At 71.2% G+C, this 14,981-nt stretch carries 13 protein-coding genes; 8 read left to right on the top strand and 5 right to left on the bottom strand.

Annotation, left to right across the window (positions count from 1 at the left end; all coding sequences use genetic code 11):
* Window positions 1–44: 44 nt before the first annotated feature.
* From serA to E4T13_RS08185, 3 genes are all read right to left on the bottom strand, one after another.
* On the bottom strand, window positions 45–1,292 hold the full coding sequence (gene serA, locus E4T13_RS08195) for a phosphoglycerate dehydrogenase (RefSeq protein ID WP_137177806.1): 1,248 nt from the start codon (window positions 1,290–1,292) through the stop codon (window positions 45–47).
* A 70-nt stretch (window positions 1,293–1,362) separates the two neighbouring features.
* Entirely contained in the window at window positions 1,363–2,631 is a 1,269-nt protein-coding gene (locus E4T13_RS08190; RefSeq protein ID WP_137177805.1) for a M20 family metallo-hydrolase, read from the bottom strand.
* A 54-nt stretch (window positions 2,632–2,685) separates the two neighbouring features.
* On the bottom strand, window positions 2,686–4,374 hold the full coding sequence (locus E4T13_RS08185) for a hypothetical protein (protein ID WP_137177804.1): 1,689 nt from the start codon (window positions 4,372–4,374) through the stop codon (window positions 2,686–2,688).
* A 125-nt stretch (window positions 4,375–4,499) separates the two neighbouring features.
* Here E4T13_RS08185 and E4T13_RS08180 point away from each other — a divergent pair, with 125 nt between their 5' ends.
* The gene (locus tag E4T13_RS08180) at window positions 4,500–5,471 is read left to right on the top strand and encodes a tripartite tricarboxylate transporter substrate binding protein (RefSeq protein WP_137177803.1); all 972 of its coding nucleotides are present in this window, start codon (window positions 4,500–4,502) and stop codon (window positions 5,469–5,471) included.
* 106 nt (window positions 5,472–5,577) lie between these two features.
* Here the strand turns inward: E4T13_RS08180 and E4T13_RS08175 are convergent, their stop codons facing one another.
* The gene (locus E4T13_RS08175; RefSeq protein WP_137177802.1) at window positions 5,578–6,771 is read right to left on the bottom strand and encodes an NAD(P)/FAD-dependent oxidoreductase; all 1,194 of its coding nucleotides are present in this window, start codon (window positions 6,769–6,771) and stop codon (window positions 5,578–5,580) included.
* Between the two features lie 138 nt (window positions 6,772–6,909).
* Here E4T13_RS08175 and E4T13_RS08170 point away from each other — a divergent pair, with 138 nt between their 5' ends.
* The 7 genes from E4T13_RS08170 (at window position 6,910) to E4T13_RS08140 (ending at window position 13,963) form a co-directional block, all read left to right on the top strand.
* Window positions 6,910–8,097 (top strand): urate hydroxylase PuuD, encoded by a 1,188-nt coding sequence (locus E4T13_RS08170; RefSeq protein WP_137177801.1) that lies wholly within the window; start codon window positions 6,910–6,912, stop codon window positions 8,095–8,097.
* 25 nt (window positions 8,098–8,122) lie between these two features.
* Window positions 8,123–8,548 (top strand): hypothetical protein, encoded by a 426-nt coding sequence (locus tag E4T13_RS08165; RefSeq protein WP_137177800.1) that lies wholly within the window; start codon window positions 8,123–8,125, stop codon window positions 8,546–8,548.
* A 14-nt stretch (window positions 8,549–8,562) separates the two neighbouring features.
* Entirely contained in the window at window positions 8,563–8,886 is a 324-nt protein-coding gene (gene uraH / locus E4T13_RS08160) for a hydroxyisourate hydrolase (protein WP_240791040.1), read from the top strand.
* A gap of 110 nt (window positions 8,887–8,996) precedes the next feature.
* Window positions 8,997–10,664, top strand: a complete 1,668-nt coding sequence (locus E4T13_RS08155; RefSeq protein WP_137177798.1) for a thiamine pyrophosphate-binding protein — start codon at window positions 8,997–8,999, stop codon at window positions 10,662–10,664.
* A gap of 5 nt (window positions 10,665–10,669) precedes the next feature.
* A complete protein-coding gene (locus E4T13_RS08150; RefSeq protein WP_137177797.1) occupies window positions 10,670–11,635 on the top strand; it encodes a 3-hydroxyacyl-CoA dehydrogenase family protein in 966 nt (321 codons plus the stop codon).
* Between the two features lie 179 nt (window positions 11,636–11,814).
* Window positions 11,815–12,579 (top strand): SDR family NAD(P)-dependent oxidoreductase, encoded by a 765-nt coding sequence (locus tag E4T13_RS08145; protein WP_137177796.1) that lies wholly within the window; start codon window positions 11,815–11,817, stop codon window positions 12,577–12,579.
* Between the two features lie 181 nt (window positions 12,580–12,760).
* The gene (locus E4T13_RS08140; protein ID WP_137177795.1) at window positions 12,761–13,963 is read left to right on the top strand and encodes a Zn-dependent hydrolase; all 1,203 of its coding nucleotides are present in this window, start codon (window positions 12,761–12,763) and stop codon (window positions 13,961–13,963) included.
* A 9-nt stretch (window positions 13,964–13,972) separates the two neighbouring features.
* On the opposite strand, the gene E4T13_RS08135 is transcribed toward E4T13_RS08140, so the two are convergent.
* Window positions 13,973–14,950, bottom strand: a complete 978-nt coding sequence (locus tag E4T13_RS08135) for a tripartite tricarboxylate transporter substrate binding protein (protein ID WP_137177794.1) — start codon at window positions 14,948–14,950, stop codon at window positions 13,973–13,975.
* Window positions 14,951–14,981 lie beyond the last annotated feature (31 nt).

Below are 14,981 nucleotides of genomic sequence, written 5' to 3'. Positions count from 1 at the left end.
GCGGTTGGCGGCGTTGGAGCCGTGCCGCGGGGCGCGGCGCCGGATCAGCCCCGCTCGTAGATCAGCCGCGCACGCACCGTGCCGGGCAGGGCGCGGAGTTCCGCCAGGATTGCATCCGCATCGGCGCGCGCCTCGACGCTCTCCACCACCACGTAGCCCAGCTCGGAATCCGTCTGGTAGTACTGCGCGGCGATGTTGAGGTTGCGGCGGCCGAAGCTCTCGTTGATGCGGGACAGGATGCCCGGCGCGTCGCGATGCAGATGCGTCCAGCGCGCGCCGGTCGGCCGCGCGGGAAGCTGCACGTTCGGCAGGTTCACCGAGCCCATCGTCGCGCCGGTGTCGCTGTACTCCACCAGCTTGCGCGCGACCTCCGCGCCGATGCGGTCCTGCGCCTCCGCCGTGCTGCCGCCGATATGGGGTGTCAGGATCGTGTTCGGCAGGCCCTGCAGCGGCGAGACGAAGGGGTCCCCGTTGCGCTTCGGCTCCTCGGGGAACACATCGATCGCGGCGCCCAGGATGCGCCGCTCGCGCAGCGCGGCGGCGAGCGCATCCACGTCCAGCACCGTGCCGCGGGCGTTGTTGATCAGCACGGAAGAGGGCTTCATCTGCGCGAGCTCGGCGGCGCCGATCATGCCCTTCGTCTCCGGCGTCTCCGGCACGTGCAGCGTCACCACGTCGGCCTCGCGCAGCAGCTCGTGCAGGGTCGCCATCGGGCCGGCATTGCCGTGCGGCAGCTTGGCGGTGTGGTCGTAGTAGATCACCCGCATGCCGAAGGCCTCCGCCAGCACGGAAAGCTGGCTGCCGATGTTGCCGTAGCCGACGATGCCGAGCGTCTTGCCGCGCATCTCCCAGGAATTCGCCGCCGACTTGTCCCAGCCGCCCTGATGCGCGGCGTTCGACTTGTCCACGATGCCGCGCAGCAGCATCACCGCCTCGGCCAGCGTCAGCTCCGCCACGCTGCGCGTGTTGGAGAAGGGCGCGTTGAACACCGCCACGCCCCGCCGCGCCGCGGCGCGCAGGTCGACCTGGTTGGTGCCGATGCAGAAGCAGCCGATGGCGATCAGCCGGTCGGCGGCCTCCAGCACCGCCTCGGTGATCTCAGTGCGGGAGCGGATGCCGAGGATGTGCACGCCGCGCACCGCCTCGATGAGCGCCTTGCCTTCCAGCGCCCGCTTCTCGCGCTGGATCGTCGCGTAGTCGGCGTCGCCGAACAGTTCCACGGCGCTGTCGGCGATGCCTTCCAGCAGCAGGATGCGGATGCGGTCCTTGGGGAGGGAGATGCGGTCGTTCATTGCGGCTGCGTCCGGGGGAGGGGCGGGGTTCTGCCCCTCCCGGAGGCGGACTGCAAGCTTCGGCCGGGCTTCAGCGGTTGGCGAGGTCGGCCAGCACCGCCGCCAGCACCCGCGCGCCGGCGGCCAGGTGCGCCGGCCCGGTGTATTCGCTCGGATGGTGGGAGACGCCGTTGCGGGAGGGCACGAAGATCATCCCCGAAGGGCAGATGCGGGAGAGGAACTGCGCATCGTGGAAGGCGCCCGAAGGCAGGCGCAGCGTGCCGAGCCCCTCGGCCCGCGCCGCCTTCTCGATGGAATCGCGCACCATCCGGTCGAAGGTGATGGGCGCGGCGTTGAAGCGCTCCGTCACCACGGCGGTGCAGGTCGTCATCGCACCCTGGACAACGCGTTCGATCGCGTCGCCGCGCTCGGCCAGCACGGTCCGGTCCGGGTGGCGGAAGTCGATGCTGAAGCGCACCCGCTCGGCCACCGAGTTGGAGCTGTTGGGGCTCACCTCGATGCGCGCGACGGTGAAGCGCAGCACGTCCTCGGGGTCGTGCATCAGCGCGTTCAGCGCGGTGATCGCGCGCACCGCATCCTGGACCGCGTCCTTGCGCAGGCGCAGCGGCGCGGTCCCGGCATGGTCGGACTTGCCGTTCACTTCCACGGTGAACCAGCGGCTGCCCTGGATGCCGGTGACCACGCCGATCTCGAGGTCCTCCGCCTCCAGCCGCGGTCCCTGCTCGATATGCGGCTCGACATAGGCGAAGGGCGCCTCGCCCTCCACCACGCCGAGCGGGCGGCGGGGAATGTCGGCTTCCAGCGCCAGGTGCTTCGCCAGCTCGGCGCCGAAGGTCAGGCCCTCGGTATCGGTGGAGGCGTCCCAGGTCTCGGGCGGCGCGTAGCCGGCATAGGCCATCGAGCCCATGCAGCCCGGTGCGAAGCGGCCGCCTTCCTCATTGGTCCAGGCGACGACCTCGATCGGGCGGCGCGTGGCGACGCCGGCCTGCCGCAGCGCCTGCACCGCCTCCAGCGCGGCGAGCACGCCCCAGATGCCGTCGAAGCGGCCGCCATTCGGCTGGCTGTCCATGTGGCTGCCGGCCAGCACCGGAGCGAGGCCGGGCTCCGTGCCCTCATGCCGCAGGAACAGGTTGGCCAACCGGTCCACCGAGACGGACAGGCCGAGGTCCTGCGCCCAGCCGATCAGCAGCCGCCGCGCGTGGCGGTCGAGGTCGGTCAGGCAGGCGCGATTGACGCCATCCCCTGGGATGGCGCCGAGCGCGGCCATCCGCATCAGCCTGTCCCATTGCCGCGCCTCATCCACCGCTGCCGCGGCGCGCGCCTGGTCCGTCGCGTCCATCGTCGTTCCCCTGACGGCGCCTGACTGCACGCCGCCGGGGCCGGAATCAACCGCTCAGCGCGCCGTGACGGTCAGGCCGAGCCGCTCGATGGTCTGCGCGGGATTGCCGCCGCCGAGGCCGGACAGCTCGCCAAAGGCCACCGGCCGCGGCGGGCGCACCGAGATCTCCAGCGTGCCCGGCTGGCGGATGAAGCGGGCCACGGCCTCGCGGATCGGCGCGATCGGATCGCCGGATGCGGCCGGGGCAGGGGCGGCCGCGCCCTTGCGCTGCGCCGGCGCCGCGGGTGCCGGGCCGCGGCGCGGCGGCTGGCCGCCCGGCAGCGGCATGGCCAGCACCATCTGTGCCCATTGCTCGCGCAGCTGCGCCTCCGGCACGCGCTGCTGCCGCGCCTGCACGGCCAGCACGCGGCCGAGCAGCCCGTGGTCGCGCAGGGCCACCGTCATCCCGGCAAGCTGGGCCGCGGCGAACTGCGCCGCCGTCATCATCGGGTCCACCGCCGTGCCCTCGGCCGGCGCGCCGGGCGTGTTGTCGAGCTGCGCCGCGATGTTGAGCGTCGCCGCCTCGTTCCAGGCGATGCGGAAGGGCTCGATCTCCATCCGGCCGCCGCTGCGGGGCACGCTGCCGCGCAGTTCCAGACCGCCGGCGATCTCGCGATAGCCCAGCATATCCAGCCAGGCGCCCTGGCCGGGGGGCGGCGTGATGCGCAGCCCTTCCGCGACCATCCCGCCGCGCGCCATGCCGCTCTCCAGCGCGCCTTCCGTCAGCAGCCGTGCCAGCGAAAAGACCTGCTGGCCTTCCAGCGCCGTATCCAGCCCTTCCACCAGCAGCCGCTGCGGCGTGCCGGCGATGGGATCGGGCATCTGCACCCCGGTCAGCACCGCCTCCACCGTTCGCACCGCATCGACGCCGGAGGCTTCGAGCCGCGCGAGGGTCATCTCCAGCCGGCCGTAGCTGGCGGCGGGCGCCGCGACCTGCAGCCCCTCCACGCCCAGCGCGGTGGCGCGGCCCGGCTGCCAGTCGCGCAGCGCGAGCTTGCCGAGCGAGAGCGTCACGGCCTGGCCCTGGTCGCGCAGCTCCGCCCCCTCCACTTCGATGCGTCCGGCACGGAAGGCGTTGGGGTCGAAATCGCCATTGGCGAGCGGCAGCGTCACCGCATCCAGCTCCACACGGCCGATGCGGGCGAACTGGTTGTCCTGCGGCGCGCCGCGGAATTCGAAGCCGCGCAGCGCGGCGGCGGCGACGCCATCCGGCCTCAACTCCCGCAGTTGCAGCCGCTCGACGCGCACCGCGCCGGAGGTCGGGTCCTCGATGCGCGCGCCGTCCAGTTCCAGCGCATCGAGCCGGAGGTTGCCCATGTTGAGCGTCTTGCCTTCCACCGGCACGGGAAGGCCGGCGACCATGACGCGGGCGACCTCGCCGCTGCCGCCATCCGGGGTCTGGATGACGATCCGCAGCGCCTCCGCGCTGCCGACCCGCGTGTCCGAAACATCGGCGATGCGCAGTTCCGGCACCTGCACGCGGCCCTTGCCGTCGGTCAGCACGACGTTGGTGAGCACGGCGCGGCCGGTGACCGGGTCCACCTGGCGCCCGCCGATCTCGAGCCGCATCTCCGGCGGCAGGGCGGCGCGCAGCCTGGCGATCGCCGCATCCAGGCGGCGGTCCGCCTCGGCCTGGGCGAGCGCGCCGACGCCCGCAACGAGCAGGACCCCGCCGAGGGCGAGGGCGGGGAGGCGATGGCGCATCTCGTTCTCCATGTGCTGACGCAAGAGGCAGATTACGTCGCTGTTCGCTGTCCGTCCAACGCGACGCCGGGTGTTCCGCCCGTCCGGAGTTGCTACCCTGCGCCGAACGACCGGGAGATGAACGAATGATCCGACGCCGCGCCCTGCTGGCCGCGCCCGCTGCGCTGGCCCTGACACCCCCGGCCTTGGCGCAGGCCTGGCCGGAGCGCCCGGTCCGCATCCTGGTGCCCTTCGCGCCGGGCGGGAACACCGACGCCCTGGCCCGGCTTTCCGCCGACCTGCTCCAGGGCGCGATGCCGGGTTCGAGCTTCGTGGTGGAGAACCGCACCGGCGCCGGCGGGCTGCTGGCCGCGGAGCAGATGGTACGCGCCGCGCCGGACGGCTACACCCTGATGATGGTGGCGGTGGCCGTGCTGGCTGTGGCGCCGGTGGCGATGGCGCAGCCGCCGCGCTTCGACCCGGTGGCAGATGTCACGCCGATCGTGAACCTCGGCACCAACCCCTTCGTGCTCATGACCCATCGCAGCGTGGAGGCGACCGACCTCGCTTCCCTGCTGGACTGGATGAAGGCGCGGTCGGGCCGCTTCGTCTATGCCTCGGGCGGCGTCGGCAGCTTCCAGCACCTGTCCATGGCCTTGCTGCTGCAGCGGCTTGGCGTGCAGGCCGAGCACGTGCCCTATCGCGGCGGCGCGCCGGCGCTGGCTGATGTGCTGGCGGGCAACGCGCCGATGATGTTCGCCAACCTGTCGGAAGCGGTGCCGCATGCGCAGAACCCGGCGGTGCGGCTGCATGGCGTCTCCGGCCTGCAGCGCAGCCCGCAGCTTCCGGGCGTGCCGGCCATCGCCGAGCAGTTGCCCGGCTTCGAGACGATCACCTGGAACGGGCTGATGGGGCCGAAGGGGATGCCGGCGCCCGTGGTCGCGCGGATTTCCGGCGTGATCGCGGAGGCGCTGAAGCAGCCGGAGGTCCGGGCGCGCATGGACCGCATCGGCGCCGATCCGCTTGGCGAGGGGCCAGATGCCTTCGCCGCGCGGCTGAAGGCCGATGTGGCACGGTGGAACGAGGTGGTGCGCGTCGCGGGCATCCGCTTCCAGTAGGGCTGTTTCTCCCTCCCCCGCTGTGCGGGGGCTTCGACGCCAAAGGCGTCGGAGGCCGAAGGCTGGTCGGGGTGGGGGCACGACCGGCCTTACCGACCTTCTGCCTTCACCCCACCGCCGCCGCCGCGCGCACCCCCTCGATCATGCTGGTGCGCAGCAGATGCGCGCGCGCCTTCGCCGGGTCCGCGGCGGTCGCGCGCAGCTCCGCCAGCCGCGCCGCCCGCTTCGCCGGGTCCTTCTCCTCCAGCGTCTTCTTGTTGGCGATCGTCATCGCCTGCAGGAAGGCCTCGGCCACGTGCCGCCGCTGGCGGTCGTAGCGGTCCAGCAGGTCGTCCGCGCCGCCCTCCAGCACCGCGGCGATACGCTCGGCCGCCAGGATCGCGTCATGGATGCCGAAATTCATGCCCATGCCGCCGAGCGGGTTGTTCACATGCGCCGCATCGCCCGCCAAAAGCGCGCGCCCCCTGCGGAAGGTCGCGGCGACGCGCTGGTGCACCGTGTAGAGGTTGGTGTGAACCACCTCGAAGGCGCCCGGCTGCGGGATCAGCGCGCGCACCCGCTCGCGCGCCGCGGCACGGTCCAGCAGCGCCGCTTCCTCGGCCTCCGGATCGGTCGGGAAGACGATGCGCCAGAGGCCGGGCGGGCCCTTCGCCGGCACCTTGAACATCGCGCACCAGGTCACGGGATCGGAGACATAGGAGGAGATGGCATAGCCCTTGCCGCCCATGTCCTCCGGCGTGGTGACCACCAGGAATCGCTCCGGATAGGTGAAGCCCTCGAAGCCGATACCCTGCGATTTCCGAACGTTGCTGCGGCCGCCATCGGCGCCGATCAGATACGCCGCGCGATGGGTCTCGCCGCCGGTCGTCGTCACGCTCACGCCATCGGCGTCCTGCGCGGCGGCCTCGACTTCGACGCCCCAGTGGATCTCGGCATGCGAATGCCGGGACAGATGCGCCAGCAGGATGCGGCAGAGCTTGTGCTGCTCGCATTGCAGGCGGAACGGATAAGGCGTGACGTCGGCCAGGATGGAGAGGTCGAACTCCGCCACCACGCCTTCCGCCCGGCCGCGGAACTGCCAGACCGGCGCGCGGATGCCCTGCGCCAGCAGGTCGGCCGTGACGCCGGACTCCGCGAACATCTCCATGGTCGGGGGATGGATGGTGGCGGCGCGCGGGTCCTCGAAGGGCTCGGTGTGGCGCTCCAGCACGCGCACGGGCACGCCGGCGCGCGCGAGGAACAGCGCCGCGGTCAGCCCCGCCGGCCCGGCCCCCGCGATCAGGACGCGCGGTTCCGTCATGCCATTGTCCTTTCCCGGCTTGTCGCCCGCGCGAAGCTAGGCGGGGCGGGCGCGGCGCGGAAGGCTTGCCCGCCCTTGGCCGCGGCGCGATTGTTGCATCGCACAGGCGCTGTCACGCGCCGAAGGACCGGGATTCGGATGGACCTCGCCTACCTTGCCGAATGGGGCAACCTGCTGATCCGCTGGCTGCACCTGATCACCGGCATCGCCTGGATCGGCACCAGCTTCTACTTCATCGGCCTCGACAACCAGCTCGACCCGCCGCGCGACGGCAATCCCCGCGTCAAGGGCGAGCAATGGTCCATCCATGGCGGCGGTTTCTATCACAAGCAGAAATACGCCGTGGCGCCGGAGCGGCTGCCGGAGACGCTGCACTGGTTCAAGTGGGAAGCCTACTGGACCTGGATCAGCGGCTTCTCGCTGTTCATGCTGATCTACTGGGGCAATGCCTCGACCTACCTGGTGGACCCGGCGGTGCTCGATATGCCGCCCTGGGTCGCGGTGCTGGTCTCGGCCGCGATGCTCGCCGGCGGCTGGGTGGTGTACGATCTGATCTGCCGATCGAAGTTCGGCGAGGACGAGACGAAGCTATCGATCGCCATGGTCGCGCTGCTGGTCGTGGTGGCCTTCGTCGCCTGCCACCTCTTCAGTGGCCGCGGCGCCTTCCTGCAGGTTGGCGCGATGACCGGCACGATCATGGTGGCCAACGTCGCCATGGTGATCATTCCCGGCCAGAAGAAGATGGTCGCCGCCATGCAGGCGGGGCAGGAGCCCGACCCGAAATACGGCCGCTGGGGCAAGCAGCGCAGCATCCACAACACCTACCTGACGCTGCCCGTGCTGTTCCTGATGATCAGCCCGCACTACCCGATGACCTGGAGCCACCCCTTCAACTGGGTGATCCTGCTGGCCATCACGCTGGCCGGCGCGCTGGTGCGGCAGTATTTCGTCTCCCGCCAGTTCGGCCGGAACCCGCTGCTGCTGCCCGCCGCGGCAACCGCGGTGGTGGTCGGGCTAATGGTGGTGCTGCGCCCCGCGCCCAACCCCGCGCTCGCCGGCATCGAGGTGCCGCCGATCGCGGAGGTCCATGCCATCGCCGCCGCGCGCTGCGCCACCTGCCACGCCGCGCGCCCGACCTTCGAGGGCATCGCCGCCGCGCCGAAGGGGGTGATGCTGGAAACGCCGCAGCAGATCCGCCGCTGGGCCGCCTCCATGCGCCAGCAGATCGAGACCGAGGCGATGCCGCCCGGCAACCTCACCGAGATCACGCAGGAGGAGCGGACGAAGCTGCTCGCCTGGATCGCGGCAGGGGCGCCGGCCCAGTGACATCAGGGCTGGACAGGAGCAAGGCATGCCGCACTCCCTTCCCAACGATCATCTTACCGCGCAGGCGCGCTTTCTTGAATGGCTGGAGGCGGCCTCCGCCATGGCGCCCGAGTCCGCGCTCAAGCTTTGGTGCCAGGTGAATGCCTTCATCAACGGCAAGCCATCGCTCGCCCGCATCCAGGTTGCCACGCTCGCGGCGGCCAGCCCTGACAGCAGCTACAATGAGGTGGAGCGCGGCGTCGCACCCTATGTGCGCGACCTTGTCGCGCCTGCGCTCGGTGCGTTCATAACATCGCAGGTGCTGCTCGCGCTGGGCGTCGGCGCGCTACTCACAGCCGTCATTACGCTCGTGGTGTTCTGCGTCCTGCTGTTCCGCCAGGGCGGATCGCTCGACCGAATTCGCGAGTGGATGGACAAGAAGCTGGAATCCTTGCGGAGTTTCGCCCCGTGAGTCGTCCTTCAGCCTTGAGCACTCATGTCCTCGACACCGCCGAGGGCAGGCCGGCCGCGGGCGTGCGCGTCGAACTGTTCCGCGCCGCGCCCGGCGGCCCGGTCAAGGTGACGGAGGCGCTGACCAACGCCGATGGTCGCACGGACGCGCCGCTGCTGACGCCCGAAAGCTTCGTCGCGGGGCGCTACGAGTTGCGGTTCCACGTGGGCGCCTATTTCGGCGGCGTCGGCTTCCTCGATGTCGTGCCCATCGCGGTGAAGTTGGAGGCAGGGCAGGGGCATTACCACGTGCCCCTGCTGTGCTCCCCCTGGAGCTACGCGACCTATCGCGGCAGCTGAGCCGCGCCCGATAGTTTGCGCGCGCGCCGGCTTGTCTCCGCGCAGGCCAGCCGGCAGGTTTGCGCCCAAGGCCGCGGAGCGTATGGCGCGGCGGGGAGCGGGACGACCTCATGAGCATCACCGGTGCCGAGTGGCTGGCGCGAAGCCTCGCCGCCTCCGGCCAGACCCATGTGTTCTTCGTGGATGCGGTGCTGCGCCCGACCCTGCTGGCGCTGTCGCGGCTCGGCGTGAAGCCGGTGCTCGCGCATACCGAGAAGGCGGCGGTCTACATGGCCGATGCCTATGCCCGCGTCAGCGGCCGGCCCGGCGTGGTGGCGGCGCAGTCGGTCGGCGCCGCGAACCTCGCCGCCGGGCTGCAGGACGCCTTCCTGGCGCGCGCCCCGGTGATCGCGATGACCGGGCGCAAGGTGGCAGCGCACCAGCACCGCAACGCCTACCAGGAAGTGGCGCATGCGCCGCTGTTCCAGGCGGTGACGAAATTCGCCGCCGAGGTGGCCGCCGCGGATGAATTGCCGCAGCGCCTGCGCCAGGCCTGGGCCGCCGCGGTCAGTGTGCCGGCCAGGCCGGTACATCTCGATCTCGCCGGTTTGCAGGCGGAGGTGATCGAGCAGGGGCAGGTCGCCGCGCCGCCGCTGGAACTTGGCGCGCTGGCCGCGCCGCGCTTCCGCCCGCACCCCGATCCCGCCGCGATCGCGGACGCCGCCGCGGCACTCTCGCGCGCGCGGCGGGTGGCGATCATCGCCGGCGACGGCACGGCGCTGTCGGATTGCGGCGCGGAGTTGCTGGCGGTGGCCGAAAGGCTCGCCGCGCCGATCCTGACCACGCTCGGTGCGCGTGGCGTGGTGCCGACGACGCATGCGCTGCATGCCGGCGTGGTCGGCAGCTATTCCTCGCCGCCCGCCAACCGCGTCGTTGCCGGCGCGGAGCTGCTGCTGCTGGTCGGCTGCGACAGCGGCGACCAGGTGACGCATGGCTGGCGCGTGCCGCCGGCGGGCACGCCGGTGGTGCAGATCGACGCCGACCCGCTGGAATTCGACCGCAGCTACCCGGCGCAGGTCGCGGTGCTGGCCGATCCACGCGCCGCGCTGGCGGCACTCGCCGCCGCGCTGCCGGACGCGCCGCGCGACCGCGCCTTCCTGGAGGACGCGCAGGGGCAGATCACGGAATTCGGCGCGGAGATCGCCCCGCGCCTGGCCAGCGACGCCGTGCCGATCGACCCCGCGCGGCTCTGCGCGGAATTGTCGCGCTCGCTGCCGGAGGACGCGATCCTTGTCGCCGACACCGGTTATTCCGGCATCTGGACCGGCACGCTTATCGAGATCACGACCCAGACCTATCTGCGCGCCGCCGGTTCGCTCGGCTGGGCCTTTCCCGCCGCGCTCGGCGCGAAATGCGCGGCGCCGGATCGCCCCATTGTCTGCTACTGCGGCGACGGTGCTTTCCACTATCATCTGCCGGAGCTGGAGACGGCGAAGCGGCTTGGCCTTGCCGTCGTCGTCGTGGTGAACAACAACCGCGGCTTCGGTCAGGGCTGGCCCAACGTCCGCCGCGTCGCCGGCAACGACAGCGACGCTGCGGCGGAGATCCTGCGCTTCGGCGAGAGCGCGGATTTCGCCGCCATCGCGCGCGGCTTCGGTCTGCACGGCGTCACGGTCGAACGCCCCGCCGACATCGCGCCCGCGCTGCGCGCGGCGCTGGCGCGCAACGAGACCACCGTGCTGGATGTGCGCACGGACATCGAATCGCGGGCCCCCGAGGCCAGCATCCCGGGAGGGTGAATACCATGGCGATCAAGGTCGCGGTCATCGGCGCGGGGACGATGGGCCACGCGCTTGCGCTGGTCTACGCGCTGGGCGGGCACGAGGTGCGCCTGACCGACAGTTCCATGACGATGCTCGACAAGGCCGGCGGGCTTATGGAGACGGCGCTGGCTTCCCTCGTGGAGGCCGGGGAGGCGCCGGCGACGTGCACGGCGGAATGGCTGCACACCCAGGTCTCCCGCCTGCCGATGCTGGCGGAGACGGTGGCGGGCGCCGACCTCATCGTCGAGGCGATCGTCGAGAATCCCGAGGTGAAGCGTCTGCTCTTCGCCGAGCTGGATCGCCTTGCGCCGATGGAAGCGGTCATCGCCTCCAACACTTCCTATCTCGATCCCTTCCCACTCATGCCTGAACGCCGCCAGGCGCGCGCGCTCGTGATGCACTGGTACACGCCGCCCTACCTGGTGGACCTGGTGGACATCGTCGGTGGGCCGAAGACCGATCCCGCCATCATCGCCTGGTCGAGCGACGTCGTCTCGGCGATGGGGAAGGTGCCGCTGGTGATGCAGAAATTCGTGCCCGGCTACATCGCCAACCGCATCCAGTCCGCCATCGCCGCCGAGGTGTATCGCCTGCTGGACGAAGGCGTCTGCACGGCGGAGGATATCGACACCGCCGTGGTGCATGGCCTCGCGCTGCGCATCCCCGTGGTCGCGGTGATGGCCAAGGCGGACTTCACCGGCCTGCCGCTGCTGCAGCACGCGCTGCGCAATGCGACGTATCAGCCGCCGCCCCCGCGCGCGAACAGCGACACGCTGGACAAGCTGATCGAAGAAGGCCGCACCGGCGTGATGTCGGGCGCCGGCTACTACGATTGGGGGGGCGACACGCAGGCGCTGATGGCCGCGCGCGACCGGCGGCTGATGGCGCTGAAGAAGGCGATGCGCGAGATCGGCACCATGGCCGGCGCGACGCGGGCGCAGGAGTAGCCCATTCCTGCACTGCCGGTCGTGCCCTCACCCGCCCTCGCTGCGCTCAGGCACCCTCTCCCGCATGGCGGGAGAGGGAGGGGCCCGCGCGCCGCAGGCGCGTGGGAGGGTGAGGGCGCGACCGACCTTGCCAACTCCGCGCCGTTGACAGGAACACCGCCGCGCCAGGGAGTCCGCGCATGATTACCTACGACCTCAAGGGCAAGGCCGCGCTGGTCACCGGCGGCGCCTCCGGCATCGGGCTCGCCACCGCGACCATCCTGGCGCGTGGCGGCGCGGCCGTCGCGATCAACCACCTGGCCGACGACCCGCGCGGGCCGGAGGCGGTGGCGAAGCTGCACGCCATGACAGGCGCGAAGATCGTCTCCGCGCCCGGGAACGTCGGCGACGCCGCCGATTGCGCGGGGATGGTGGAGCGCGCGGTGGCCGAGCTCGGCCGGCTCGACTTCCTGGTCAACAACGCCGGCACGCCCGCCACCCGCACCACCATCGCGCCGCATGAGCTCGAGCGGTTGACGGAAGAGGTCTGGCACACGCTGCTGGAGGTGAACCTGCTCGGCGTGTTCCGCTGCAGCAAGGCGGCGGCGCCGGCACTGAAGAAGGCGCATGGCGCGATCGTCTCCATCGCCTCGATCGCCGGGATCAACCATGCCGGCTCCTCCATGGCCTATGGCGCGACCAAGGCCGGCGTGATCAGCCTGACCAAGAACCTGGCCCGCGGCCTGTCGCCGGAGGTGCGGGTGAATGCCGTGGCGCCGGGGGCGGTGGATTCCACCTGGATGATCGAATGGACCAACGAGCAGCGCGCCAGCTCGATCGACAACGCGCTGCTCAAGCGCCGCTGCACGCCGGAGGATATCGCCGAAGTCGTGGTGTTCCTGCTGGCCGGCGCGGCGATGGTCACCGGACAGACCGTGGTGGTGGATGGCGGGCTGACGACGTGATGCGATGGGGCGATAGTGGCTGAGGACTGCGACGCCCCCACCCCAACCCTCCCCCGCTAGCGCAGGGGAGGGAGCAGCGACCGCCCAGTATCCCTCTCCCGCGCAGCGGGGGAGGGTGGCCGAGCGAAGCGAGGACGGGTGGGGGCGCGACCGACCGCGCAAACGCAAAGAATGACAGACCATGCCCATCGCCGTGGACACTGCCCGCTTCCTCGCCGATCTCCACGACCTCCGGAAGATCGGCACCTACAAGACCGGCGTGCACCGCCCGACCTACACGCCGGACGACATGGAAAGCCGGCGCTGGCTGATGGACCGCATGCGCGAGTGCGGGCTGGAGCCGGAGATGGACGGCATCGGCAACGTTATCGGCCGCCACAAGGGCGCCGGGCCGCATCTGCTGGTCGGCAGCCATATCGAGACGCAGAACCACGCCGGCTGGCTGGACGGTGCGCTCGGCGTCGTTTCCGGCCTGGCGCTCGCGCGTGCCGGGCTGCCGGTGGACGTGATCGCCTTCGCCGACGAGGAAGGCCACTACGGCGGCTTCATCGGCAGCCGCAGCTTCATCGGACAGCTCGACGACGCGGAGATCGACACGCTCGCCAACCGCTACCACGGCAAGACGCTGCGGGACGCGCTGAAGGAGGCCGGCCTCGCAGGTCGCCCGCGGATGCGCTGCGCCGAGGGCCGCTACAAGGGCTTCCTGGAGATGCATATCGAGCAGGGGACCCAGCTCGAAGGTGCGGGCCTGCAAGTCGGCGTCGTCACCGGCATCGTCGCGATCCGGCAGTACAAGCTGATCTTCACCGGCATGCAGGACCATGCCGGCGGCACGACGATGGCGGAGCGACGCGACGCGGGCCTTTCGGCCATCCGCCTTCTCGCGGAGATCGACAGGAATTTCCCGCTGGTCTGCGGCCCGCGCAGCACCTGGACCACGGGCCGCATCAGCCTCGATCCCGGCGCCTCCAGCATCATCCCCGGCCGCTGCGAGGTGCTCTTCCAGCTGCGCGACGTGGACACCGCGATCATCGCCCGCATGGAGGAGCGCCTGCGCGCCCTGGTGCAGGAGAGCAACCGGCGCGAGAAATGCCCCTGCGTGCTGGAGCCCGTCAGCCTCTCCACCCCCGCGCTGTGCGACGACGCGATGCAACAGGCGCTGGCCGATGCGGCGGAGGCGATCGCGCCCGGCGCCTGGCAGCGCATGCCCTCCGGCGCGGGGCACGACGCGCAATACGTCGCGCGGGTGATGCCGGCGGCGATGCTCTTCACCCCCTCGATCAACGGCATCAGCCATCACTGGGCCGAGGATACGAAGGAGGAGGACCTGGCGCTCTGCGTGCGGGTGCTGGCGGAAGGCGCGGCGCGCTATCTCGCTGCGTAGCGCGCCGCGCTACACCCGGATGTTGCGCGCGCGGATCACCTCGCCCCATTTCTTCCGCTCCGCGGCGAGGTAGGGGCGGAATTCCTCGGGCGACATGACGCGCGGGAAGACCGCGCCGGTCCGCAGCTGCGCCACCACCTCCGGCACCTGCATCGCCACGACGATGCCCGCGTAGAGCCGGCGGATGATCGGCTCTGGCGTGCCGGCGGGCGCGAACAGCGCCGTCACGGTGGTGCATTCATAGCCGTGCAGCACCTCGCCGATGGCAGGCACGTCCGGCGCGAGCGGGCTGCGTTCCGCGCTGCTGACGCCGATGCCGAGGATGCTGCCCTGGCGCATTGCGGGCAGCGCCGAGACGGCCTCGACGAAGGCCATCTGCACCTCCCCGGAGATCAGCGCCTGCAAGGCGGGCGCGCCGCCGCGATAGGTGATGCTCTCCACCTCGATCCCGGCATCGCCGAGGAACAGCTCCGTCGCGACATGGGCGCTCCCGCCGGCGCCGGAGGAGCCGTAGGACATCTTCCCCGGCTCCGCCTTCGCCTTGGCGATGAAGCCCTGGATGTCCCGGACGCCGATGTTCGGATTGACGCAGAGGAAGATGGAGGAGGTCGTCACCGATCCGACCGGATCGAAGCTTGTCTCCTCGTCATAGCCGCGCCGCGGATAGAGATGGCCGACCATCGAATAGGTGCCGCCACCGGAGAAGACGAGCGTATGGCCATCCGGCCGCGACCGCGCGACGGACGCCATGCCGATCGTGCCGCTTGCGCCCGGCCGGTTCTCCACGACGAAGTTGGCGTTGAGCTCACGCGAGAGCTGCTGCGCCAGGATCCGCGCGATGATGTCGGTGGACCCGCCAGGCGCGAAGGAGACGACGATGCTGACGGGCCGGTTGCCGGGCCAGGCATCCTGCGCGCCTGCGCCGGTGGCGGCGAAGCCAACGCTCGCGACTCCGAGTGCGCCGCGACCCAAGGCGCGGCGAGACATGGATCCTTGCGACGACATGCTGGCGTTCCCC

The organism is Roseomonas sp. AR75 (genome assembly GCF_005222815.1).
Taxonomy (GTDB): domain Bacteria; phylum Pseudomonadota; class Alphaproteobacteria; order Acetobacterales; family Acetobacteraceae; genus Falsiroseomonas.
Note: the sequence above shows the minus strand (reverse complement) of the source record. Positions and strands in the feature narration are given on the sequence as shown.